Source organism: Pseudomonas sp. CAN1, assembly GCF_030462585.1.
GTDB lineage: Bacteria > Pseudomonadota > Gammaproteobacteria > Pseudomonadales > Pseudomonadaceae > Pseudomonas.
In genome coordinates, this window is the sequence record NZ_JASMRU010000007.1 from 19,921 (window position 1) to 41,969 (window position 22,049).

General features: G+C 63.4%; 22 protein-coding genes and 1 tRNA gene. 12 read left to right on the forward strand and 11 right to left on the reverse strand.

Annotated elements, in window-relative coordinates; all coding sequences use genetic code 11:
• Positions 1–57 precede the first annotated feature (57 nt).
• The 3 genes from infC to QO207_RS12045 form a co-directional block, all read right to left on the reverse strand.
• A complete protein-coding gene (gene infC, locus QO207_RS12035; RefSeq protein WP_301532862.1) occupies positions 58–609 on the reverse strand; it encodes a translation initiation factor IF-3 in 552 nt (183 codons plus the stop codon).
• The gene (gene thrS / locus QO207_RS12040; RefSeq protein ID WP_301532635.1) at positions 609–2,531 is read right to left on the reverse strand and encodes a threonine--tRNA ligase; all 1,923 of its coding nucleotides are present in this window, start codon (positions 2,529–2,531) and stop codon (positions 609–611) included. The genes infC and thrS overlap by 1 nt, the downstream gene beginning before the upstream one ends.
• A gap of 240 nt (positions 2,532–2,771) precedes the next feature.
• The gene (locus QO207_RS12045) at positions 2,772–3,605 is read right to left on the reverse strand and encodes an alpha/beta fold hydrolase (RefSeq protein ID WP_301532636.1); all 834 of its coding nucleotides are present in this window, start codon (positions 3,603–3,605) and stop codon (positions 2,772–2,774) included.
• A 256-nt stretch (positions 3,606–3,861) separates the two neighbouring features.
• Between QO207_RS12045 and QO207_RS12050 the strand changes: the two genes are divergently transcribed.
• Together QO207_RS12050 and QO207_RS12055 are read left to right on the forward strand one after the other, a co-directional pair.
• Positions 3,862–4,215, forward strand: a complete 354-nt coding sequence (locus tag QO207_RS12050; RefSeq protein WP_301532637.1) for a histone-like nucleoid-structuring protein, MvaT/MvaU family — start codon at positions 3,862–3,864, stop codon at positions 4,213–4,215.
• Positions 4,216–4,658: 443 nt separating this feature from the next.
• Positions 4,659–4,883, forward strand: coding sequence for a hypothetical protein (locus QO207_RS12055; protein ID WP_301532638.1), 225 nt, complete (start codon positions 4,659–4,661; stop codon positions 4,881–4,883).
• A gap of 73 nt (positions 4,884–4,956) precedes the next feature.
• Here QO207_RS12055 and QO207_RS12060 read toward each other — a convergent pair whose 3' ends face one another.
• Positions 4,957–5,478: a DUF4946 domain-containing protein gene (locus QO207_RS12060; protein WP_301532639.1), complete on the reverse strand. Its 522-nt coding sequence runs from the start codon at positions 5,476–5,478 to the stop codon at positions 4,957–4,959.
• Positions 5,479–5,776: 298 nt separating this feature from the next.
• Between QO207_RS12060 and QO207_RS12065 the strand changes: the two genes are divergently transcribed.
• Together QO207_RS12065 and QO207_RS12070 are read left to right on the forward strand one after the other, a co-directional pair.
• Positions 5,777–5,926 carry a hypothetical protein gene (locus QO207_RS12065; RefSeq protein ID WP_301532640.1) on the forward strand — a complete coding sequence of 50 codons (150 nt, stop codon included), beginning with the start codon at positions 5,777–5,779 and terminating at the stop codon, positions 5,924–5,926.
• A gap of 234 nt (positions 5,927–6,160) precedes the next feature.
• Positions 6,161–6,475 (forward strand): hypothetical protein, encoded by a 315-nt coding sequence (locus tag QO207_RS12070; RefSeq protein ID WP_301532641.1) that lies wholly within the window; start codon positions 6,161–6,163, stop codon positions 6,473–6,475.
• Between the two features lie 412 nt (positions 6,476–6,887).
• On the opposite strand, the gene QO207_RS12075 is transcribed toward QO207_RS12070, so the two are convergent.
• Positions 6,888–6,964, reverse strand: a tRNA-Val gene (locus QO207_RS12075).
• A 186-nt stretch (positions 6,965–7,150) separates the two neighbouring features.
• Between QO207_RS12075 and QO207_RS12080 the strand changes: the two genes are divergently transcribed.
• Positions 7,151–8,434, forward strand: a complete 1,284-nt coding sequence (locus QO207_RS12080) for an FAD-binding oxidoreductase (protein WP_138212879.1) — start codon at positions 7,151–7,153, stop codon at positions 8,432–8,434.
• Positions 8,435–8,468: 34 nt separating this feature from the next.
• Here QO207_RS12080 and QO207_RS12085 read toward each other — a convergent pair whose 3' ends face one another.
• The 5 genes from QO207_RS12085 to moaA all read right to left on the reverse strand — a co-directional run bounded on the left by QO207_RS12085 (position 8,469) and on the right by moaA (position 12,314).
• Positions 8,469–9,473, reverse strand: coding sequence for a formate/nitrite transporter family protein (locus tag QO207_RS12085; protein ID WP_301532642.1), 1,005 nt, complete (start codon positions 9,471–9,473; stop codon positions 8,469–8,471).
• A gap of 72 nt (positions 9,474–9,545) precedes the next feature.
• On the reverse strand, positions 9,546–10,031 hold the full coding sequence (locus QO207_RS12090; RefSeq protein ID WP_301532643.1) for a hypothetical protein: 486 nt from the start codon (positions 10,029–10,031) through the stop codon (positions 9,546–9,548).
• A complete protein-coding gene (locus QO207_RS12095; protein WP_301532644.1) occupies positions 10,028–10,363 on the reverse strand; it encodes a low molecular weight protein tyrosine phosphatase family protein in 336 nt (111 codons plus the stop codon). The genes QO207_RS12090 and QO207_RS12095 overlap by 4 nt, the downstream gene beginning before the upstream one ends.
• A gap of 59 nt (positions 10,364–10,422) precedes the next feature.
• Positions 10,423–11,253 carry an ABC transporter substrate-binding protein gene (locus QO207_RS12100; RefSeq protein ID WP_301532645.1) on the reverse strand — a complete coding sequence of 277 codons (831 nt, stop codon included), beginning with the start codon at positions 11,251–11,253 and terminating at the stop codon, positions 10,423–10,425.
• A gap of 65 nt (positions 11,254–11,318) precedes the next feature.
• A complete protein-coding gene (moaA, locus tag QO207_RS12105) occupies positions 11,319–12,314 on the reverse strand; it encodes a GTP 3',8-cyclase MoaA (RefSeq protein ID WP_301532646.1) in 996 nt (331 codons plus the stop codon).
• Between the two features lie 192 nt (positions 12,315–12,506).
• Here moaA and QO207_RS12110 point away from each other — a divergent pair, with 192 nt between their 5' ends.
• The gene (locus QO207_RS12110) at positions 12,507–13,160 is read left to right on the forward strand and encodes a TetR/AcrR family transcriptional regulator (RefSeq protein ID WP_301532647.1); all 654 of its coding nucleotides are present in this window, start codon (positions 12,507–12,509) and stop codon (positions 13,158–13,160) included.
• Between the two features lie 146 nt (positions 13,161–13,306).
• Here the strand turns inward: QO207_RS12110 and QO207_RS12115 are convergent, their stop codons facing one another.
• Entirely contained in the window at positions 13,307–13,738 is a 432-nt protein-coding gene (locus QO207_RS12115; protein ID WP_184596718.1) for a heme-binding protein, read from the reverse strand.
• A 355-nt stretch (positions 13,739–14,093) separates the two neighbouring features.
• On the opposite strand from QO207_RS12115, the gene gcl reads away from it, so the two are divergent.
• The 6 genes from gcl to QO207_RS12145 all read left to right on the forward strand — a co-directional run bounded on the left by gcl (position 14,094) and on the right by QO207_RS12145 (position 22,038).
• Positions 14,094–15,869, forward strand: a complete 1,776-nt coding sequence (gcl, locus tag QO207_RS12120) for a glyoxylate carboligase (protein ID WP_301532648.1) — start codon at positions 14,094–14,096, stop codon at positions 15,867–15,869.
• A gap of 136 nt (positions 15,870–16,005) precedes the next feature.
• A complete protein-coding gene (hyi, locus tag QO207_RS12125) occupies positions 16,006–16,788 on the forward strand; it encodes a hydroxypyruvate isomerase (protein ID WP_301532649.1) in 783 nt (260 codons plus the stop codon).
• 69 nt (positions 16,789–16,857) lie between these two features.
• Complete coding sequence (locus tag QO207_RS12130; RefSeq protein ID WP_024763150.1) at positions 16,858–17,748, forward strand: 2-hydroxy-3-oxopropionate reductase; 891 nt, start codon at positions 16,858–16,860, stop codon at positions 17,746–17,748.
• Positions 17,749–18,023: 275 nt separating this feature from the next.
• Positions 18,024–19,295, forward strand: coding sequence for a glycerate kinase (locus QO207_RS12135; RefSeq protein ID WP_301532650.1), 1,272 nt, complete (start codon positions 18,024–18,026; stop codon positions 19,293–19,295).
• Entirely contained in the window at positions 19,292–20,722 is a 1,431-nt protein-coding gene (pyk, locus tag QO207_RS12140) for a pyruvate kinase (protein ID WP_301532651.1), read from the forward strand. The genes QO207_RS12135 and pyk overlap by 4 nt, the downstream gene beginning before the upstream one ends.
• Before the next feature lie 413 nt (positions 20,723–21,135).
• Positions 21,136–22,038 (forward strand): urea transporter, encoded by a 903-nt coding sequence (locus QO207_RS12145; protein ID WP_301532652.1) that lies wholly within the window; start codon positions 21,136–21,138, stop codon positions 22,036–22,038.
• Positions 22,039–22,049 lie beyond the last annotated feature (11 nt).

A 22,049-nucleotide genomic window follows, 5' to 3' on the forward strand; every position in this document is an offset into this window, starting at 1 on the left:
TAGTACTCCGCATTCGTTAACAACTGATAACCATCAGGCCTGCCAGTGCCCGGGAGGTTATTTACGCTTCTTGGGAGCGATGACCATCATCAGCTGGCGTCCTTCCAGCTTAGGATGCTGTTCCACGGTGCCGATTTCGGCGAGGTCGTTTTCGACCCGCTTCAACAGCTCCATGCCCAGCTCCTGGTGGGCCATCTCACGACCACGGAATCGAAGCGATACCTTGGCCTTGTCCCCTTCATTAAGGAAACGTACCAGGTTGCGTAGTTTTACCTGGTAATCCCCTTCTTCCGTCCCTGGACGAAACTTGATTTCTTTGATCTGTTGCTGGTGCTGGTTTTTCTTCGCAGCAGCGGCTTGCTTCTTCTTCTCGAAGAGGTGCTTGCCGTAGTCCATGATGCGGCAGACAGGGGGCACCGCATCAGCAGAAATTTCCACCAGGTCCAGCTTGGCCTCGTCAGCCAGACGGAGAGCCTCATCGATGGAGACCACGCCGATCTGCTGACCGTCAGCACCAATCAGACGAACCTCACGGGCGGTGATGTTCTCGTTGATCGGCGGTTTCGGGAGAGCCCGCTTATCCTGCCTCATTTCACGCTTAATAATGATTACTCCGAGTCTTGGCGACCACGCCGGGAAACCGCCTGAGCAAGCAGCTCAGCGAACTGGGCGACCGGCATCGAGCCGAGGTCTGCCCCTTCGCGCGTACGTACGGCGACGGCCTGCGATTCAACTTCCCTATCGCCGATGACCAGCAGATAGGGAACCTTGAGCAAAGTATGCTCGCGGATTTTAAAGCCAATTTTCTCGTTTCTCAAGTCAGACTTGGCACGGAATCCGCTTTGTTCGAGCTGACGCACCACTTCTTCAGCCCATTCGCCCTGCTTGTCAGTGATATTCATCACCACCGCCTGGGTCGGTGCGAGCCAGGCCGGGAACAGGCCGGCGTAGTGCTCGATGAGCATGCCGATGAAGCGCTCGAAGGAGCCGAGGATCGCACGGTGCAGCATGACCGGACGGGTACGGCTGTTATCTTCGGCGATATAGCTGGCATCCAGACGTTCCGGCAGGTTCGGGTCGTACTGCAGGGTGCCGCACTGCCAGTTACGGCCGAGGCAATCCTTCAGGGTGAACTCGATCTTCGGACCGTAGAAGGCGCCCTCGCCCGGCTGGTATTCCCACTCCAGGCCGGATTCGTTCAGAGCGTCGGCCAGCGCGCTTTCGGCGCGATCCCATAGCTCTTCGGAACCGACGCGCTTGGCCGGACGAGTGGACAGTTTCATGGAAACGTCGCTGAAACCGAAGTCGGAATAGACCTGCAGGGTCAGCTTGATGAAGTCGGCCGCTTCCTTCTTCACCTGCTCTTCGGTGCAGAAGATGTGGGCGTCGTCCTGGGTGAAGCCACGTACGCGCATGATGCCGTGCAGCGCGCCGGACGGCTCGTTGCGGTGGCAGGCGCCGAATTCGGCGAGGCGCAGCGGCAGGTCACGGTAGGACTTCAGGCCCTGGTTGAAGATCTGCACGTGGCACGGGCAGTTCATCGGTTTGACCGCGAAGTCACGGCTTTCCGACGAAGTGGTGAACATGTTCTCGGCGTAGTTGGTCCAGTGACCGGAGCGCTCCCAGAGGATGCGGTCGACGACCTGCGGGGTACGGACTTCCACGTAGCCGTGGTCGCGCTGCACCTTGCGCATGTACTGCTCGAGCACCTGGTAGACGGTCCAGCCGTTCGGGTGCCAGAAGACCATGCCCGGCGCTTCTTCCTGGAGGTGGAAGAGGTCGAGTTGCTTGCCGATGCGGCGGTGATCGCGCTTCTCGGCTTCCTCGATGCGCTGGATGTAGGCAGCCAGCTGCTTCTTGTCCGCCCAGGCGGTGCCGTAGACGCGCTGCAGCTGCTCGTTCTTCGAGTCGCCGCGCCAGTAGGCGCCGGAAATCTTGGTGAGCTTGAAAGCTTTCAGGAAACGAGTGTTCGGCACGTGCGGGCCGCGGCACATGTCCACGTACTCCTCGTGGAAGTACAGGCCCATGGCCTTCTCGTCCGGCATGTCGTCGATGAGGCGCAGCTTGTACTCCTCACCACGAGCCTTGAAGGTCTCGATGACTTCGGCGCGCGGCGTCATCTTCTTGATGACGTCGTAGTCCTTCTCGATCAGCTCGGCCATGCGCTTTTCGATGGCAGCCATGTCATCCGGAGTGAAGGGGCGCTCGAAGGCGATGTCGTAATAGAAGCCTTCGTCGATCACCGGGCCGATGACCATCTTGGCGGTCGGGTACAGCTGCTTGACCGCATGGCCCACGAGGTGAGCGCAGGAGTGGCGGATGATTTCCAGCCCGTCCTCGTCCTTCGGGGTAATGATCTGCAGGGTCGCGTCACTGTCGATGATGTCGCAGGCGTCGACCAGACGGCCGTTGACCTTGCCGGCCAGGGTGGCTTTCGCCAGGCCCGCGCCAATGGATTGCGCCACCTCGGTCACGCTGACCGGATGATCGAAGGAACGCTGACTACCGTCGGGAAGAGTAATGATGGGCATGGCGCCTCCTCTCCTAGTGGTGACCCCTACGAAAGGCCACATGGGTTGGGATGTGCCAGTAAGCGTCGCCCGCCGGGAAGGCCTGCCTCACAGTGGCAGGCGCCTTGTCGGCACCCTGCGCATTCGCGCGCGGACGTAGATCACTGGAAGATTTCGAAAGCTGCCCGCAAACGATAGCGGGCAAGGCGAAGGATGTTACTGCAACTCAGGGAAACTGACGAGCGGCAAGGCTGACTTCGCTCAGTACTGTGCGACAAATTCCAGCACAGCGCGATTGAACGATGCCGGGCGGATAACATTCATGCCGTGGGACGCACCCGGAATCGTCACTGACCGCACATCCGCCAACGTCGATTGCAATGCCCGGATGATCCGCGGGAATGGTTCCGGACTTTTCGCACCACCGATCAGCAATACCGGCAACTGCAATTGCGCCAACTGCTGGTGATTTATAGGCACCTGATGATCGGCGACTTGCCCGACCAGAGTCATTGCATTGGCCGTCGCCATTTCGCGGAACTGTCGCGATGAGCGCGACCAGACTCCCGCACCACTGACAGTATCGACAAAGAGTTGCAACCCCTCCTCCACCTGGCCTGCGCGAATCATCTGCAGCGCCTGCTGACGAAACTGATTGCGCTCGACGGGAGATACTGGCGCCTCGATATTTACTGCAGTGAAGACATCATCGGCAAAGTCTCCGCCGGGATCTGCAAGGGTCAACGAAAGCAATTTCCGCGGAGCCGCCAGCGCCACTCGCAGACAGATATTTCCGCCACGAGAATGTCCCAGCAGGTGAACCGGTCCAGGCAACTGGTCGATCAACTCCAGCAAGTCTTCAACATGCTGCTGCGTAGTAAAGCCCTTCCCTTCACCATTCCACTGTTCAGGAAAATAGTGACGCAGACTGGGCACTATCACACGATACCGCGCAGCCAATGCCTCGACTTGCGCCTGCCAGTAGCGGTAATCACATAGCGAGCCATGAACCAGCACCAACGGTGCGCCACGCCCGGAAACCTGGCACGCCAGTCCATACTCATTGACCTGATACTGCACTATCTCGTTATTCATCCGACACTCACACGCAACGCACCACAATAAAGCACACAGGCTTTGCAGGGGCTATTCAATACCCATCAATCCAGCCGGAGCCTTTAGCTCGCGCATTATCGCTTACCGACCAACTAATCCACCAACCTTTCATGTGCGCGCAACATTTAAAGTGTCTTTTCTCAATCGCAACAATTCATATATTCAGTTGACGCGAACATTCAAGAGAACAGAGAATCGCCCCGTACTAACCAACCCTGATTACGGGAGCACCCAGATGTCCAAACTTGCGGAATTCCGCGAAGCCGAGCGCAAACTCCAGGAACAACTCGCCCTGCTCGAGAAACTCAAGAGCGATGGCGGCCTGAAAAAAGAACTGGAGTTCAAGGATCAACTGCAAGCCTTGATGGACCAGTACGGCATGAACCTGCGCAATGTCGTCGACATTCTCGACCCGCAGACTTCCACCGAGCCGGCCGCCGCACAACAGCCGCGCCGCACCCGTCAGCTGAAGATCTACAAGAACCCGCACAATGGCGAGACCATCGAGACCAAGGGCGGCAACCACAAGACCCTGAAAGCCTGGAAACAGCAATACGGTGGCGACACCGTGGAATCCTGGCTGCAGTGACACCGATCTTCCGCGGAGCGCTCCCGCTCCGCGGAATTTCCCCTTCGCTTGGCGGCTTCTGACAGACGGCTGTATAAAAACTAGCCATCGTTAGAAGAAATCCTTATACTGGCCGACAGCGAACACCAAACCCAAGGTCGCCCCTCCCAGCACTCCCTACCTGATCCAGGGCAGAAGCTGGGCTCTACAGGGCCACGGCCAGCGCATCCTCCACAACGATTCCAGAGCACGCCAACCGCGCCAGGAACATTTGCCCGAGCGATCAGCGCCCCACGTCAGAACCTCTGCTTTCACCCAACATCGCAGCCTGACGCGAACAGACCCCCAAGTTTCCAATCGCTGCCATATTCCGGTCATACGCCTTCTGCATTCTCAGAGCGCACCCGGAGCTTTTGACGAATTCGACGGTCATAGGACCGTTAACAAATTGGAAAGACAAGACAATGAAAACTTCCCTGCAAATCCAGCAGGCGATTGGCACCCTCTCGGCGGCCTTCGCCCCTCTGAACTGCGTCATCCAGGCCAAGCGCAAGCATGGTTTCAGCTTCACCCTGGTGAACGAGCATGGCATCGCCAAGCACACCGAGCGTCTCTACCCCCAGCAGTACCTGGGCGAGGCACCGCTGAACGCGGTGATCCAGCGAGTGCAAGCCACCATCGCAGCGTGAGCCTGACAACGAAAAAGCCCCGCCTAAGCGGGGCTTTTGCATTTCTGCCTGCCTATATAAAGGAAGGCGACCCTCAGTTCAGACTGATGCCTGCCTTCACCGACTCGATCTCACCTGCCAACTCCGCATAGCGTTGCGCCGGCGCCGCATAGGTCAACGAGTACGCCGCACCATCGCCCAACGCGACCTGCACCGTCTGCTTGAGCACCTCGGTACCGTTCTGGCTGATGCCGCAATGCACCTCCAGCCCCACCAACCCGCCAAGTCTGGTGTCCAGCGGCTTGCTGCACGCCGCCTGGAAGCCTTGGCGCATGAAGTCCTTCTGCAGCGCCTTGCGCATCTCAACGATGACATTCTCGACACTGACCGCGACACCGGAGCCGAGCCGGCTGCGCGTGACTTCCATGACCAGGTCCTGGGAACCGTCCTCCGCCATGCGTACACCACGCTGACGAACCACCGGAGCATCCGCCGCCGAATCCGCCGGCGAGCGCGACACCTCCCAGCCCTGCGGCCAGATCACCTGCATTTCCGCCAACGCCGGCAGCGGCACCAGCAGCGCGCCGAGCAACAACCAGGATCGCAGACCGCCCATCATCACCTCCGAACAATCACACAGGGACACCATAGCAGGCGCCCACACACCTTCGTGGGCCAGCGAACCCGCCAAAGGCAGACCACCTCTTCGAGCACCAGCAAAAGCATGATCCTTCGATACCACTCCTTCCGAAGCCCCTCTCGCGAAGCCCGCGCATCATGCCAGCGCAGCCCGCGACAACAGAAGCCACCTGACGATCCACCATGCCTTTCTCCAGGCAAAAAAGACCGCCAAGCGGCATGCCGGTTGAGTGGATAGTTTGCTAAGCTTCGCGCGCCACCATTAGGCCATCACCATGACCGAACAAAGACAATTTCACGGATTGCGGCTTTACGTCGATCAGCTGCTGCTGGAAGGCTGGTCTATCACTTCGCGCGAGCCCCTGACCCTCAAGCGCGGGCAAGAACGCCTGCAGCACCTCCACGGCATGCTGCTCAGCGCCTGACATACCAGCAGGGCAGCCCCTCCCCCGGCAACACTCTTTCATTTCGCCCACCCGACACGAAGCCCCCTCTTTTTCGCAACTTCCATGCCCTCCCGGGCAAGCGACAGACATTGGAAGCCGATAGTCGAGCCTGCACAAGAAGCCCTGTATCGCATTGATTCTTCAGGCAGGCAGAACAGTGCTGTAGGCTCCATACTCATGGAAAGCACGCAATCGCAGGCTCAGTGAGGTCACATGAAGAAGCTCACAGCATTGCTCCTGCTCACAACCCTGGCCAGTGGCGCTCAGGCCTCCGACTTCTGCACCGGCGTCGGCCTGTTTGCACGCGCAGGCGCCCTGTACCGCGACCAAGGCAAAACCGAGCAGCAGGCGATAGCCGCCATTCACGACGGCAGCGCCAAGCTGGACGCCGACACCCAGGTGATCGTCAGGTACTTCGTGCGGTTCGGTTACCACGGCGACCAGACACCCGATCAGGCGTACGCGAATGCCGAACTGAAATGCCGGCAGTACGAAACCTCCAGCGAAAGCAGAAACGCAATGAACTAGAGGCCACGCCAGCGTCCTGGCCTGACACTCCCCCAGCACCGCCGCCTCAAGCCGACACAGCTACGCACCGCCCATGACAAAGAGACCCCCTGGAAGCCGGCACGCGCATATAGATAGCTGCGCCACGCCGGCGAGAACCCGAACCAGCAGCAAGCGAGCAATGGGAAGAGGAAGAACAGATAAAGGAGGGAAGAAGCCTCTGGACCTGCAAGCGCCCCAAGCCAGATCGACAGCGAGATAGCGACCTACTATCCAGCGCCACCTCAGCAGAAGATGCTCGAGCACCACAGCGCGCATCGCCCGAAGCGCACGACCACCGGACGCCCTGCCGGTGATTCCGCGAAAAACGCCCAAAACAAAAAGGGCGACCCTTTCGGATCGCCCTTTCTGAAATCGCCGAAGCGATTATGTTTGGTAGGCACAATTGGACTCGAACCAACGACCCCCACCATGTCAAGGTGGTGCTCTAACCAACTGAGCTATGTGCCTGTCGTGTGGGGCGCATTCTACGCGATCGTTTTAGAGCGTCAAGCACTTTTTTCAGCTAAGCCACTGAAAAAGTGAATTTTTTTATGTTCGACCGTCCGTAAATTATTTTGCACGGGCACTAGCCGGCCTGATTCGACTCAGGTAGCATCCACCCATCTCGTAAAAAATAACAAACACAGGTGCATTATGCCGCACACCTCCTACCCCTCTTCCTATTACGCAGCTTCGGCCAACCCGGTTCCGGCACGTCCTGAACTGCAGGGCGAGGTGGAAACCGATGTCTGCGTGATCGGCGCAGGCTACACCGGCCTGTCGACCGCCCTGTTCCTGCTGGAAAACGGTTTCAAGGTCACCGTACTGGAAGCCGCCAAGGTTGGCTTCGGTGCCTCGGGCCGTAACGGCGGCCAGATCGTCAACAGCTATAGCCGCGACATCGACGTCATTGAACGCACCGTCGGCGCCAAGCAGGCAAAACTGCTGGGCGACATGGCCTTCGAAGGCGGCCGCATCATTCGCGAGCGCATCGCCAAGTACAACATCCAGTGCGACCTGAAGGACGGCGGCGTGTTCGCGGCCCTCAGCACCAAGCAGATGGGCCACCTGGAGTCGCAGAAGAAGCTGTGGGAGCGCTTCGGCCACACCCAGCTGGAACTGATGGACGCCAAGCGCATCCGTGAAGTCGTCGGCACCGACAGCTATGTCGGCGGCATGCTCGACATGAGCGGCGGCCACATCCACCCGCTGAACCTCGCCCTGGGCGAAGCCGCAGCCGTGGAATCCCTCGGTGGCGTGATCCACGAGCAGTCCCCTGCCGTGAAGATCGACCGTGGCGCCAACCCGGTCGTACACACCCCGAAGGGCCGTGTGAAAGCCAAGTTCATCGTGGTGGCCGGTAACGCCTACCTCGGCGGCCTGGTACCGGAGCTGGCTTCCAAGTCCATGCCGTGCGGCACCCAGGTGATCACCACCGAGCCGCTGAGCGCCGACCTGGCCAAGTCCCTGCTGCCGACGGACTACTGCGTCGAAGACTGCAACTACCTGCTCGACTACTACCGCCTGACCGGCGACAACCGCCTGATCTTCGGTGGTGGCGTGGTCTACGGTGCGCGCGACCCGTCGAACATCGAGGCGATCATTCGTCCGAAGATGCTCAAGGTGTTCCCGCAGCTGAAGGACGTGAAGATCGACTTCGCCTGGACCGGCAACTTCCTGCTGACCCTTTCGCGTCTGCCGCAGGTTGGCCGTATCGGCGACAACATCTACTACTCCCAGGGTTGCTCGGGCCACGGCGTGACCTACACCCACCTGGCGGGCAAGCTGCTGGCCGAAGTGCTGCGCGGCCAGGCCGAGCGTTTCGACGCCTTCGCCACCCTGCCGCACTACCCCTTCCCGGGCGGCCGCATGTTCCAGGTGCCGTTCTCCGCGATCGGTGCCTGGTACTACACCATGCGCGACAAGCTGGGCATCTGACGCCCCGCTTCATACCGCACAAAAAAACGGCGCCTCAGGGCGCCGTTTTTCTTTTCGGGGACTTCTCCTTGGGGGATTTGTCCGCAGGTGACGTATCGCTGCGCACCTGGGCGTGACTCATCAGCGCGAAGATCAGGCTGCCGCCGACTATGTTGCCGGCCAGCGTCGGCAGGGCGAAGTCGAGAACGAACGCCCCCAGCCCCACCTCCCCGGCGAACATCAGGTAACCCACCTCGCAGGTGCCGACCACGATGTGGCTGAAGCTGCCCAGCGCCATCAGGTAGGTGACCAGGAAGATGATCCATACCTTGGCGTTCTCCGCCGCCGGCACCAGCCAGACCATGGTGGCGATCATCCAGCCGGAAACGATGCCCTTGGAGAACATCTGCCAGTGGTCGTTCTCCATCACCTCACGGCCGATGTCGAGGAAGGCCTGGTCGGCCTTGGTGTCGAAGATCGGCAGGTGCAGCATGCCGTAGGCGAACAGCAGCGCGCCGACGATATTGCCCGCCAGCACCACCGACCACAGCCGCAGCAACTGGCCGAACTTCTCCAGGGTCGGCTCACTCATCACCGGCAGCACCGCTGTCAGGGTGTTCTCGGTGAACAACTGCTGACGCGCGAGGATGATCGCCAGGAAGCCAACCGGGTAGCCGAGGCTGGTGGTGATCACCGCCATGTCGTGCTCCGGCAGCCGCGAGCGGAACAGCCCCATGGCCATCAGCGACAGGCCGATGGTCAGCCCAGCGGCCAGCGCCGACCACCAGAGCGCGGCCAGGGTGCGGTCCAGTTCGTGATTGCCCTGCAGGCGGATGACTTCGTGCAGCACCAGCGCGCGCGGCGGCTGGCTTTTCTCTACCTTGCGGCGCTCCTCGGCGGAGAGATCGTCCGCCGTGTCGCTGCCGGCTTTCGAGCTGCCAGCTTTCGAGCCGCGCGATGGCGTGTTGCGCGAAGGATTGCGCGGAGCGGGCTTCTTCGCGCTCGACGCACTCGGCTTGGCACGCGCACCGCTGCGTGCGGGAGGTTTTTCCGTGGCCATGCGGGGCACCTCGCTGGGGCAGTGCAAAGTTAGGCTGCGCCCCTCCCGCTTCGGTTCCGCAAAGTTGTGGCCTCAGGCGGCCGGTTCGAAGCGCAGGCGGCGCCAGTCGGTATCCAGGTGGCCGAAATAGACGCAACCGAAGCCGCGGGGAAACAGGATGTGCTCGGCCGTGATACCCGGACCTTCGAGGCGCAGCAGGCGGCCCCAGGGATAATGACTGATGCGCCCGCGTACATCCTCGACCGTGCCACCGCGCCACCAGTGGATGGCCGCTTCGGCATCCTCGACGCCTTCGGGCTGCTCGATGCGAACCGGCTCGTCGCGCCAGGCGATTACCCGCTGCGGATTGAAACCACTCTGCTGCACAAGAGGCAGCGGCGTGATCCACGTAGCGCCATCGCACTCCTCGATCGACACCGCCAGCTCGCACCACTGCGGCTGCTCCAGCGCCCAGAGCAGGTCGCCATCGATGGCCAGCGAAGGTTCGGGCTGCGCCTGGATGCGGAAGCCGGAGCAAACCAGCTCGCCGTCCCGCAGCACGATGCGGAACTCGCTCATGCCCGCTCCACGCGAAGCAAAGGTCCGACCTTCTGCTCAAGCAGCAGCACCAGTTCAGGCTGCAGATAGGCGTAGTCGTCGGGGATATCCAGGCACACCAGGCGCTTGCCGCGCATGGCCGCGGAGAAGCGACGCAGCAGCGCCTGGCGGTGTCGGCGCTCCATGACGAAGACCAGGTCGGCCCACTCCAGTTGCTCGGCGCTCAGCGGGCATTCCGCGTCCGGCGCCAGCCCGGCGGAGTCAGTCTCGACCTCCGGCCAGCTGGCGAAGACGGTTTCGGCGGTGGGGCTGCGCAAGCGATTGCGGCTGCAGATGAACAAAGCGCGGCGCACTTCATCCTCCCTACGGCTGGCGCGCGAACGGCAGCGGCGATTCTAGGGAAGAAGGCGGCTCAGGGCGACTTCTGTTTGGCTTTCTGGCGTTCGAGGAACTCCAGCTTCCACTGCTCGACACCCAAATGCTCGGAGTCCAGGCTGGCCTCGACGCCGTACTTCGCCTTCAGCACGGCGACTTCCGCGGCGTGGTCGACGAGGAAGCGGTCGAAGCGCCCGATCAGCTCACCCTGCTTCAGCGTGGACAGGTGGAAGGCACTGCGCGTGTGCGGCAGCGACGGGTCGAACACCAGCGCACCGGGTTTCGCACGGATGTTGTCCAGGTAGTAAGTGGCGACCACCACGTTGAAGTAGGCGCCGTCGGCCTGCTTCTTCAGCGCGGCCTGCATCATCTGCCGCAGGTCGGCCCCCGGCGCGATGGTGATCTGCCCGGACTGCACCTGCTGCTCGTAGCCGCGCGGCGTCCAGCCCTCCACCAGCGCCAGCTTCTTCAGGGCGCCGACGCCCTGCCCCAGCCGTTCCGGCGCCACCAGCACGCCATCGACGTACTCGGTCACCGGCTGGCTGTAGTGCAGGGATTTCCCGGCCTTCTGCTCGGGCGCCCAGCTGGGGTTGTCCGGATACTTGAGATCGACCTGGCCGGACAGCAGCGCCGGCAGCAGCGCATCCACCGGCAGCGGCCGGTATTCCAGGGTAATGCCGCTGGTGCTGGCGAACAGGTCCAGCACCTCGCGGGCGAAGCCCTGGTAATTGCCCTGGGCATCGGTGCTGTAGTGCGGGGCGAAGGCGAGTTTCTCGACGCCGACGACGTAGGTCTGTGCCATGGCGGCACTGGAAACACCACTGGTAAGGATGCTGGCGAGCGCGCAGCAGAATGCCTTGAGCTTCAAACGACTCTCCTTGTTGCCTGTTGTTTTTGTTCTGTCCGGCGGGCCGAGCGCCCGCCGTGGCGGACTCAGCCGCCGGTCATGCTCATGAAGCGCAGCACCTGGACCTGCTGGTCGGCTTCGAAATGGTGGCGTTCGGGCTTGAGTTGCAGTGCCTGCATCAGCGCCTCGCGCAGGCGTGCGCTGTCGCCGGGGTGTTCGCGCAGCAACTGGCGCAGGTCCAGCGCGCCTTCGTGGCCGAGGCAGAGCACCAGCTTGCCTTCGGCGGTCACCCGCACCCGGTTGCAGTCGCCGCAGAAGTTGTGGCTGTGCGGCGAGATGAAGCCGATGCGGCTGGCGTAGCCGTCGATGCGGTAGTAGCGCGACGGTCCGCCGCTGCGCTCAGGCGTCGGCAGCAGTTGCCAGCGCTCGGCGAGCTGCGCGCGGACCTCGTCGCTGCTGCACAACGTCTGCTTGCGCTCGTGGCTGCTGACGCTGCCCAGCGGCATCTCCTCGATGAAGCTGATGTCGATGCCCTTCTCCAGGGCGAAGGCCACCAGCTCGCAGACTTCGTCGTCGTTGCGGCCCTTCTGCACCACGGCATTGAGCTTGATGCGCTCGAAGCCGGCCTCGCGGGCAGCGTCGATGCCATCGAGCACCTGCTCCAGCTTGTCGGAGCGGGTAAAGGCGGCGAAGCGCTCGCGGCGCAGGGAATCCAGGCTGATGTTCAGGCGGCGCACGCCGGCTGCGCGCAGCTCGGCCGCGCGCTCACGTAGTTGCGAGCCATTGGTGGTGATGGAGAGATCGTCCAGCTCCGTCCGCGCGCCCAGTCGCGCCAGCAGGCTGGTCAGCCCCTTGCGCACCAGCGGCTCGCCGCCGGTGATGCGGATGCGCTTCACGCCCAGGCCGATGAAGGCGTCGGCGACGGCTTCCAGCTCCTCCAGGCTCAATACCTGGTCGCGCGGCAGGAACTGCATGTCTTCGCTCATGCAGTAGGTGCAGCGGAAATCGCAGCGGTCGGTGACCGACAGGCGCAGGTAGGTGATGCGTCGACCGAAAGGGTCGACCAGCTGGGAATCGGACATGGGGGTTCCGGATGGCAGTTGCCGAACGAAAGTGCGCTAGAAATACCGCAGAACCGGGCAGCTGTACACAGAAAACCGACCCACGAGTCAGGAAAATGCGTACAAGCGCCTGAGTTGAGGGCTTCCGAAGCCCGGTGCTACCATGCCCGGCTCAGTTGGGTGACCACGCAATACAAGAAAGAAGACCAGCCAATGACCAGCATCCGCGAGCGTAACCGTCGCCTCATCCTGCGCGCAGCCAGCGAGGAATTCGCCGAAAAAGGCTTCGCGGCGACCAAGACCAGCGACATCGCCGCTCGCGCCGGGCTGCCCAAGCCCAACGTCTATTACTACTTCCAGTCCAAGGAAAACCTTTACCGCTGCGTGCTGGAAAGCGTGGTGGAGCCGCTGCTGCAGGCCTCCGCACCGTTCCGCGAGGACGATGAGCCGAGCGAGGCGCTGCGCGCCTACATTCGTTCCAAGGTGAGGATTTCCCAGGAGCTGCCGCACGCTTCCAAGGTGTTCGCCAGCGAGCTGATGCACGGGGCGCCGCACCTGCCCAAGGAATACCTGGATGAGCTGAACGCCCAGGCGCAGCGCAACATCGCCTGCCTGCAGAGCTGGATCGACCGCGGCCTGCTGGCGCCGGTGGACCCGCATCACCTGCTGTTCACCATCTGGGCGGCGACCCAGACCTACGCCGATTTCGACTGGCAGATCTCCATGGTCACCGGCAAGACCAGCCTCAGCGATGCGGATTTCGAGGCGGCCACCGAGACCATCACGCGCCTGGTGCTGCGCGGCACTGCGCCAGACGGCGGCACCGAGCCCAAGCCGCAGGGGCGTTTGCGGCCGTTGTCGATTTAACGCCAGCAGTATTCGAACGCCTGAACGAGTAGGAGCGAGCTTGCTCGCGAACCCGCCGCGCACCTGAAACTTCCGGCGTAGACGGGGGTTCGCGAGCAAGCTCGCTCCTACAGGTGTAACCGGGCGCGCGCCCTTTCCTTTCTCGATCAGCCCGCGTCAGCCACCAGGCCCAGCGCCTGCACGCCACGGATCGCGCATTGCTCATCGATGTCCGAGGCGTCGCCGCTGATGCCGATGGCGCCTATCACTTCATTCGCCGAATTACGGATCAGCACGCCGCCCGGCGCAGGCACCACGTTGCCTTGCGCCAGGGTGTTTACCGCGGCGATGAACGACGGCCGCTGCTGAGCGTCCGCCGCCAGCACCCGCGACGACTTGCCCAGCGCCACGGCGCCCCATGCCTTGCCGATGGCGATCTGCGGACGAAGCATGCTGGCGCCGTCCTCGCGCTGCAGGCTCAGCAGGTGCCCGCCGGCATCCAGCACGGCGATGGTCAGCGGCGCAGTGGACAGCTCGCGGCTGGCGACCAGGGCGTGACGGGTGATGTCCAGGGCGGTTTCCAGACTCAGGATGCTCATGAGGTTTTCCTCTTCAAGTTGGTAAGGCAGGTAAAGGTCGGTAAGCCGGGGCCACGCCATGCACAGGTGAAGACTGCGCACACGCGTATCAGAAATCTGTACGCAATCTAGTAGCCGAAGGTCTCACCCAAAGCAACTGAAAAGGACAATCCACATGTATTTTTGTATACATTTTTTCAAACGATAGTTTGACCCTGCGTTCAGGTTTTCCACGAAAGCCTTGGAATAGAAGGCTTCCATGGAAAAATGACCACTCAGTCCCTCGTATACAACCCGTCTTGACCTTCGTCGAATTGCCTGCCTAGAATCGCCTCAACTTTTGTACACAATCAGTATAAGAACCGAGGAACAAAATATGGCCAGAATGAGAGCAATCGAGGCTGCCGTACTCGTCATGCGTCGCGAAGGCGTGGATACCGCCTTCGGCGTACCGGGCGCCGCCATCAACCCCATGTATGCGGCCATGAAGAAACTCGGTGGCATCGATCACGTCCTGGCCCGCCACGTGGAAGGCGCCTCGCACATGGCCGAGGGCTACACCCGCACCAACGCCGGCAACATCGGCGTGTGCATCGGCACCTCCGGCCCCGCCGGCACCGACATGGTCACCGGCCTGTACTCGGCTTCCGCCGACTCCATCCCGATCCTCTGCATCACCGGCCAGGCTCCCCGTGCACGCATGCACAAGGAAGACTTCCAGGCCGTGGATATCACCAGCATCGTCAAGCCGGTCACCAAGTGGGCGACCACCGTGCTGGAGCCGGGCCAGGTGCCCTACGCCTTCCAGAAGGCCTTCTTCGAAATGCGCAGCGGCCGCCCCGGCCCGGTGCTGATCGACCTGCCGTTCGACGTGCAGATGGCCGAGATCGAATTCGACATCGACGCCTACGAGCCGCTGGCGGTGAACAAGCCCAAGGCCACCCGCGCCCAGGCCGAGAAAGCCCTGGCCCTGCTCAATGACGCCGAGCGCCCGCTGATCTGTGCCGGCGGCGGCATCATCAACGCCGACGCTTCCGACAAGCTGGTGGAATTCGCCGAGCTGACCGGCGTGCCGGTAGTGCCGACCCTGATGGGCTGGGGCACCATCCCTGACGACCACCCGCTGATGGCGGGCATGTGCGGTCTGCAGACCTCGCACCGCTACGGCAACGCCACCGTGCTGGAATCGGACATGGTGTTCGGTATCGGCAACCGCTGGGCCAACCGCCACACCGGTTCGGTCGACGTCTACACCGCTGGCCGCAAGTTCGTCCACGTGGACATCGAGCCGACCCAGATCGGCCGCGTATTCACCCCGGACCTGGGCATCGTTTCCGACGCCGGCTCCGCCCTGGACGTGTTCCTCGAAGTAGCCCGCGAGTGGAAAGCCGCCGGCAAGCTGAAGGACCGCAGCGCCTGGGTCGAATCCTGCCGCGAGCGCAAGCGCACCCTGCAGCGCAAGACTCACTTCGACAACGTGCCGGTCAAGCCGCAGCGCGTCTACGAAGAGATGAACGAGTTCTTCGGCAAGGACACCTGCTACGTCAGCACCATCGGTCTGTCGCAGATCGCCGGCGCGCAGTTCCTGCACGTCTACAAGCCGCGCCACTGGATCAACTGCGGCCAGGCCGGCCCGCTGGGCTGGACCATTCCGGCAGCCCTGGGCGTGGTCAAGGCCGACCCGAGCCGCCAGGTCGTTGCGCTGTCGGGCGACTATGACTTCCAGTTCATGATCGAGGAGCTGGCTGCCGGTGCGCAGTTCAACCTGCCGTACATCCACGTACTGGTGAACAACTCCTACCTGGGCCTGATCCGTCAGGCGCAGCGCGGCTTCGAGATCGACTACTGCGTGCAGCTGGCCTTCGAGAACGTCAATGCACCGGAGCTCAACGGCTACGGCGTGGACCACGTCGCGGTGGTGGAAGGCCTGGGTTGCAAGGCGATCCGCGTGACCGACCCGAACCAGATCGGCGCCGCCTTCGCCCAGGCTCGCGAGCTGATGCAACAGCACCGTGTACCGGTAGTGGTCGAGGTCATCCTGGAGCGCGTCACCAACATCTCCATGGGGACCGAGATCAACGCGGTCAACGAGTTCGAAGAGCTGGCGCTGAAAGGCATCGACGCACCGACGGCCATCTCGCTGCTCGACTGATCAGCCGGACCGTACGACTCCTCCCTTCGGGGAGGAGCTGGGGGTGGATATTTCCTGGCGGAGAGTCCCCCACCCCCTGCTCTCTTTCATGAAGAAGCCGAGCACCACGCACCACCCGTTCAACAGGAGTGACCCCATGCCCCGTTTCTGCGCCAACCTGTCCATGCTGTTCACCGAGGTGGACTTCCTCGACCGTTTCGAAGCCGCCGCGCGTGCCGGTTTCAGCGGTGTCGAGTACCTCTTCCCGTATGACGTCGAGGCCGAGGTGATCAAGGCCCGCCTGGACGCCAACAAGCTCGAACAAGTGCTGTTCAACCTGCCTGCCGGCGACTGGGCCAAGGGCGAGCGGGGCATCGCCTGCCACCCGGACCGCGTCGAGGAATTCCGCGCCGGCGTCGACAAGGCCATCGCCTACGCCAAAGTGCTGGGCAACACCCAGGTCAACTGCCTGGCCGGCATCCGTCCGCAGGGCTACGACTGCGCGACCATCGAGAACACCTTCCTGAACAACCTGGAGTACGCGGCGGGCAAGCTCGAAGCCGCGGGCATCAAGCTGGTCATGGAAATGATCAACACCCTCGACATTCCCGGCTTCTACCTGCAGACCACCAAGCAGGCCCAGGACATCCGCGAGAAGGTCGGCAGCGCCAACCTGTTCCTGCAGTACGACATCTACCACATGCAGATCATGGAAGGTGACCTGGCGCGGACCATCGAGAAGAACCTCGCCTCGATCAACCACGTGCAGCTGGCCGACAACCCCGGCCGCCACGAGCCGGGTACCGGCGAGATCAACTACCGCTTCCTGTTCGACCACCTGGACCGCATCGGCTACCGCGGCTGGGTCGGCTGCGAATACAAGCCCAAGACCACCACCGAAGCTGGCCTCGGCTGGCTGAAGAGCCACAACGTCATCTGATTCGCCGGCCGGCGCGTTGGGTACGCAGCGCGCCAGCCAGCCCAACAAGAACAACCAGGAGAACTCCTCATGGCCAAAATCGGATTCATCGGCACCGGCATCATGGGCCTGCCCATGGCGCAGAACCTGCAGAAAGCCGGTCACCAGATCTTCGTCTCCACCCACCACGATGCCGCCCCGGCAGCCCTGGTCGAAGCCGGCGCCATCGGCCTGGCCAACCCCAAGGAAGTCGCCCAGGAAGCCGAGTTCATCATCGTGATGGTCCCGGATACCCCGCAGGTCGAAGACGTGCTGTTCCGCAAGGACGGCATTGCCGAAGGCGTGGGCCCGAACAAGGTGGTGATCGACATGAGCTCGATCTCCCCCACCGCCACCAAGACCTTCGCCGAGAAGATCAAGGCCACCGGCGCGCAGTACCTGGACGCCCCGGTTTCCGGCGGTGAAGTCGGCGCCAAGGCCGCTTCCCTGAGCATCATGGTCGGCGGCTGCCCGAACACCTTCGAACGCGCCCTGCCGCTGTTCCAGGCCATGGGCAAGAACATCACCCGCGTCGGCGGCAATGGCGATGGCCAGACTGCCAAGGTGGCCAACCAGATCATCGTCGCCCTGAACATCCAGGCCGTCGCCGAAGCCCTGCTGTTCGCCGCGAAGAACGGCGCCGACCCGGCCAAGGTGCGTGAAGCGCTGATGGGCGGCTTCGCCTCCTCGCGCATCCTCGAAGTGCACGGCGACCGCATGGTCAAGGGCACCTTCGATCCGGGCTTCCGCATCAGCCTGCACCAGAAGGACCTCAACCTGGCCCTGGCCGGCGCTCGCGAACTGGGCCTGAACCTGCCCAACACCGCCAACGCCCAGCAGGTGTTCAGCACCTGCGCAGCCATCGGCGGCAGCAACTGGGACCACTCCGGCCTGATCAAGGGCCTGGAGCACATGGCCAACTTCTCCATCCGCAAGGACTGAGAAAGGCATTCGTAGGATGGCGTGGAGCGCAGCGATACCCATCCTACGAAGAGCAAGACGTAGGGCGCATAACGCCAGCGGCGTTATCCGCCACCGAGCAAAGTGACGGGCGAAGTTATGGGAGTGGCCTCGCCCGCCACGCTGCAAAGCGACTCGAACACCCGGCCGTAGGGAATACGGCCTCGCCGGCCGGGCTGTTCGATTCCATCGCTGAGCCTTCTGAAGACAGAAGCCTGAGCCATGGAACACCACAACAAGAATCATCGGAGCCTGACATGAGCCTCGACCCACGCGCCTTCCTGCGCGAGCTGTTCGACACCGCCATTGCCGCCGCGCATCCGGCCCAGGTGCTGGCGCAGCACCTGCCCACCGACAAGGGCGGCCGCACCATCGTCATCGGCGCCGGCAAGGCCGCCGGAGCCATGGCCGAGGTCGCCGAGAAGCACTGGAATGGTGACGTCCAGGGTCTGGTGGTCGCGCCCTACGGCTACGGCGCGCAGTGCCGCAGCATCGAAGTGGTGGAAGCCTCGCACCCGGTGCCGGACGATGCTGGCGAACGTGTTGCCCGTCGCGTGCTGGAGCTGATCAGCGGCCTCTCCGAGAACGACCGCGTCATCTTCCTGCTCTCCGGCGGTGGCTCCGCCCTGCTCGCCCTGCCCGCCGAAGGCATCAGCCTCGACGACAAGCGCAGCGTGAACAAGGCCCTGCTGAAATCCGGCGCCGCCATCAACGAGATGAACTGCGTGCGCAAGCACCTCTCGGCCATCAAGGGCGGCCGCCTGGCCCGCGCCTGCTGGCCAGCCAGCGTCTACACCTACGCGATATCCGACGTGCCCGGCGACGAAGCCACGGTGATTGCGTCCGGCCCGACCGTGGGCGATCCGACCACCTCCGCCGACGCCCTGGCGATCCTCAAGCGCTACGCCATCGACATTCCGTCGAACGTGCGCGCCTGGCTGGAAGACCCGCGTTCGGAGACCGTCAAACCCGGTGACGAATGCCTGTCGCGCAGCCACTTCAAGCTGATCGCCACGCCACAGCACGCCATCGACGCGGTGGCGGCCAAGGCCGAAGCCGCGGGTATCCCGACGCTGATCCTCGGCGACCTGGAGGGCGAATCCCGCGAAGTAGCCAAGGTCCACGCCGGCGTCGCCCGGCAGATTCGTAAATACGGCCAGCCGCTGAAAGCGCCGTGCCTGATCCTCTCCGGTGGCGAGACCACCGTGACCGTGCGCGGCAACGGCCGTGGCGGGCGCAACGCCGAGTTTCTCCTCAGCCTCACCGCCGACCTGAAAGGTGAACCGAATATCTGGGCCCTGGCGGGGGACACCGACGGCATCGACGGCATGGAAAGCAACGCCGGTGCCCTGATGAGCCCATGCAGCTACAGCCGCGCCCTCAAGGCCGGCCTGAACCCGCTGCACGAGCTCGACAACAACAACGGCTACGGCTTCTTCGCTGAACTGGGCGACCTGGTGATCACCCGGCCGACCCGCACCAACGTCAACGACTTCCGCGCCATCCTGGTCCTCGAGAACGACAAATGACTCCGGATAAAAAAGTAAAGATCCTCGCGACCCTGGGCCCGGCAATCAAAAGCCGCGACGACATCCGCGCCCTGGTGGAAGCCGGCGCCAACCTGTTCCGCCTGAACTTCAGCCACGGCGAGTACGACGACCACGCCCAGCGTTTCGCCTGGGTGCGCGAAGTGGAAAGCGAGCTGAACTACCCCATCGGCATCCTCATGGACCTGCAGGGGCCGAAGCTGCGCGTGGGTCGCTTCGCCGACGGCGCGGTGCAGCTGCAGAAGGGCCAGACCTTCACCCTCGACCTGAACGACGCGCCAGGCGACGACCAGCGCGTCACCCTGCCCCACCCGGAAATCATCCAGGCGCTTGAGCCAGGCATGAGCCTGCTGCTGGACGACGGCAAGATTCGCCTGCAGGTGCTCAACGCCCATAGCGACGCTATCGAGACCCGCGTGATGAACAGCGGCGAGCTGTCCGACCGCAAGGGCGTCAACGTTCCCGAAGCGGTGCTCAAACTCAGCCCGCTGACCGCCAAGGACCGCCGCGACCTGGCCTTCGGCCTGGAGCTGGGCGTGGACTGGGTCGCGCTGTCCTTCGTGCAGCGCCCCGAAGATATCGAGGAAGCCCGCGAGCTGATCGGCGACAAGGCCTTCCTCATGGCCAAGATCGAGAAGCCCTCGGCGGTCCAGTCCATCGAGGCCATCGCCAAGCTGTCCGACGCGATCATGGTCGCCCGGGGTGACCTCGGCGTGGAGATGCCGGCAGAGAGCGTGCCGGGCATCCAGAAGCGCATCATCCAGGTCTGCCGCCAGCTCGGCCGCCCGGTGGTGGTGGCCACCCAGATGCTCGAATCCATGCGTTTCTCCCCGGCGCCGACCCGTGCCGAAGTAACCGACGTCGCCAACGCCGTCAGCGAAGGCGCCGACTGCGTAATGCTCAGCGCCGAGAGCGCCTCGGGCCAGTACCCGCGTGAAGCGGTGGAGATGATGGCGAAGATCATCCGCCAGGTCGAAGCCGAGCCGGACTACCAGGCCACGCTGGAGATCAACCGCCCGGAACCGGACGCCACCGTCTCCGACGCCATCAGCTGCGCGATCCGCCGGATCAGCCGCATCCTGCCGGTGGCGGTGCTGGTGAACTACACCGAGTCCGGCGCCTCGACCCTGCGCGCCTCCCGCGAGCGACCCAAGGCACCGATCCTCAGCCTGACGCCGCAACTCAAATCCGCCCGCCGCCTGACCGTGGCCTGGGGCGTCCATTCGGTGGTCAACGCGCAGCTCGCCCATGTCGACGAGATCTGCTCCACCGCCCTGGACATCGCCCTGGCCCAGCGCATGGCGCGCCGTGGCGACACCGTGGTGATTACCGCTGGTGTGCCGTTTGGCCAGCCCGGTAGCACCAACATGCTGCGCATCGAGACGGTGGCGCCGGCATTGGAGGTTTGATGCACGGCTGAAAGCCCCTCTCCCCTTCGCGGGAGAGGGCAATCGAGTTCAGGAGCCACGCCCAGGCGCGTGCCTCCGCACCGAGTCACTCCCGGACGGACGGGGCCGGGAATACGGGGCCGCGTCCCCGTCCGTCCGGGATTGACCTTTGTACTGAGTGCCTGCGCACCAGAAACATGACGACCGAATGCTTGTCGGTCCATGGCCCCCACGCAGCAACTCCCAATGCTGGCCATGGAACTTTGAGGTTGTTGGCGGTGATCCCGCCGACAACCTCTTTTCTTTTTCCAGACCCGTGGCGCGGCCCCGTATGGCGGCGTCACAAGGTTCTCACGCAGCGCCCGCCGATGGGGCCACGATGCCCCACACCCAACGAGGCGCTGCGGAGCCACTTTCAACTGCCCAGACGTCAAATGTCCCTGAACAAGTTCGTAACCAACCGGCTGATCGGCTTCGGCCAGATCTACCTGCAGGCCGACGCGCGCTTCGGCCTGATCCTGCTGCTGACCATCGCCTGGTCCGCACCGCACCTGCTGCCCGGCGCCCTCCTCGGTGCGCTGCTCGGCCCGCTCACCGCGCGCTTCGTGCGCGAGTCGCAGGCGGACATCGACGCCGGACTGCACGACTACAACCCAATCCTCATCGGCCTGCTGCTGCCCTTCCAGTTCCAGTGGTCGCTGGGGTTGGTGATGCTGACCGTCGCCGCCATCCTCACCAGCGTCGCCGTGCAGGCCGTGCTGCTGCGCCAGTCACGCCGGCGCTTCGGCCTGCCGGCCTACACCTCGGCCTTCGTGCTGCTGGGCTGGGTTTCGCTGGCGCTGGGCAAGGCGCTCGGTTTCGCACCGGCCAGCGGCGGCGCCTGCCTGTCCTGTGGCGCGGTCAATCCGCTGCTGGATTCCACGGCACTGGGCTTCGGCGAAGTCATCTTCCTCGGTGAGCCACTGGCCGGCCTGACCATCGCCCTCGGCCTGCTGCTGGTGGAACGCCGCGCCGCATTCTGGGCGCTGGCCGGCGCTGCCGGCGCACTGGCCCTGGCGCCGCTGTTCGACCTGCCGGCCGCTTCGGCCCAGGCCGGGCTGCTCGGCCTGAACGGCGCGCTGGCCGGCATCGCCCTATCGCTGCGTTTCCGCAGCCCGCTGGCGCCGCTGTGCGGCATCGTCCTGGCGGTGCTGCTGCAGCCCTGTTTCGCCCTGGTCGGCCTGCCCGCGTTCACCGCGCCCTTCATCCTCGCCTGCTGGCTGGTGATCCTCGGCCAGCGCGTGCTGCAAACACTGCTGCACGCTCCCGGAAGGGAAAACAGCGGCCCGCGTGTATAGTCGGAAGCCTT

What these genes read in the sequence shown, in the direction of transcription:
- thrS (WP_301532635.1), bottom strand. Translation starts at nt 2,531, where the DNA reads ATGCCCATCATTACTCTTCCCGACGGTAGTCAGCGTTCCTTCGATCAT.
- QO207_RS12045 (WP_301532636.1), bottom strand. Translation starts at nt 3,605, where the DNA reads ATGAATAACGAGATAGTGCAGTATCAGGTCAATGAGTATGGACTGGCG.
- QO207_RS12050 (WP_301532637.1), top strand. Translation starts at nt 3,862, where the DNA reads ATGTCCAAACTTGCGGAATTCCGCGAAGCCGAGCGCAAACTCCAGGAA.
- QO207_RS12055 (WP_301532638.1), top strand. Translation starts at nt 4,659, where the DNA reads ATGAAAACTTCCCTGCAAATCCAGCAGGCGATTGGCACCCTCTCGGCG.
- QO207_RS12060 (WP_301532639.1), bottom strand. Translation starts at nt 5,478, where the DNA reads ATGGGCGGTCTGCGATCCTGGTTGTTGCTCGGCGCGCTGCTGGTGCCG.
- QO207_RS12065 (WP_301532640.1), top strand. Translation starts at nt 5,777, where the DNA reads ATGACCGAACAAAGACAATTTCACGGATTGCGGCTTTACGTCGATCAG.
- QO207_RS12070 (WP_301532641.1), top strand. Translation starts at nt 6,161, where the DNA reads ATGAAGAAGCTCACAGCATTGCTCCTGCTCACAACCCTGGCCAGTGGC.
- QO207_RS12080 (WP_138212879.1), top strand. Translation starts at nt 7,151, where the DNA reads ATGCCGCACACCTCCTACCCCTCTTCCTATTACGCAGCTTCGGCCAAC.
- QO207_RS12085 (WP_301532642.1), bottom strand. Translation starts at nt 9,473, where the DNA reads ATGGCCACGGAAAAACCTCCCGCACGCAGCGGTGCGCGTGCCAAGCCG.
- QO207_RS12090 (WP_301532643.1), bottom strand. Translation starts at nt 10,031, where the DNA reads ATGAGCGAGTTCCGCATCGTGCTGCGGGACGGCGAGCTGGTTTGCTCC.
- moaA (WP_301532646.1), bottom strand. Translation starts at nt 12,314, where the DNA reads ATGTCCGATTCCCAGCTGGTCGACCCTTTCGGTCGACGCATCACCTAC.
- QO207_RS12110 (WP_301532647.1), top strand. Translation starts at nt 12,507, where the DNA reads ATGACCAGCATCCGCGAGCGTAACCGTCGCCTCATCCTGCGCGCAGCC.
- QO207_RS12115 (WP_184596718.1), bottom strand. Translation starts at nt 13,738, where the DNA reads ATGAGCATCCTGAGTCTGGAAACCGCCCTGGACATCACCCGTCACGCC.
- gcl (WP_301532648.1), top strand. Translation starts at nt 14,094, where the DNA reads ATGGCCAGAATGAGAGCAATCGAGGCTGCCGTACTCGTCATGCGTCGC.
- hyi (WP_301532649.1), top strand. Translation starts at nt 16,006, where the DNA reads ATGCCCCGTTTCTGCGCCAACCTGTCCATGCTGTTCACCGAGGTGGAC.
- QO207_RS12130 (WP_024763150.1), top strand. Translation starts at nt 16,858, where the DNA reads ATGGCCAAAATCGGATTCATCGGCACCGGCATCATGGGCCTGCCCATG.
- QO207_RS12135 (WP_301532650.1), top strand. Translation starts at nt 18,024, where the DNA reads ATGAGCCTCGACCCACGCGCCTTCCTGCGCGAGCTGTTCGACACCGCC.
- pyk (WP_301532651.1), top strand. Translation starts at nt 19,292, where the DNA reads ATGACTCCGGATAAAAAAGTAAAGATCCTCGCGACCCTGGGCCCGGCA.
- QO207_RS12145 (WP_301532652.1), top strand. Translation starts at nt 21,136, where the DNA reads ATGTCCCTGAACAAGTTCGTAACCAACCGGCTGATCGGCTTCGGCCAG.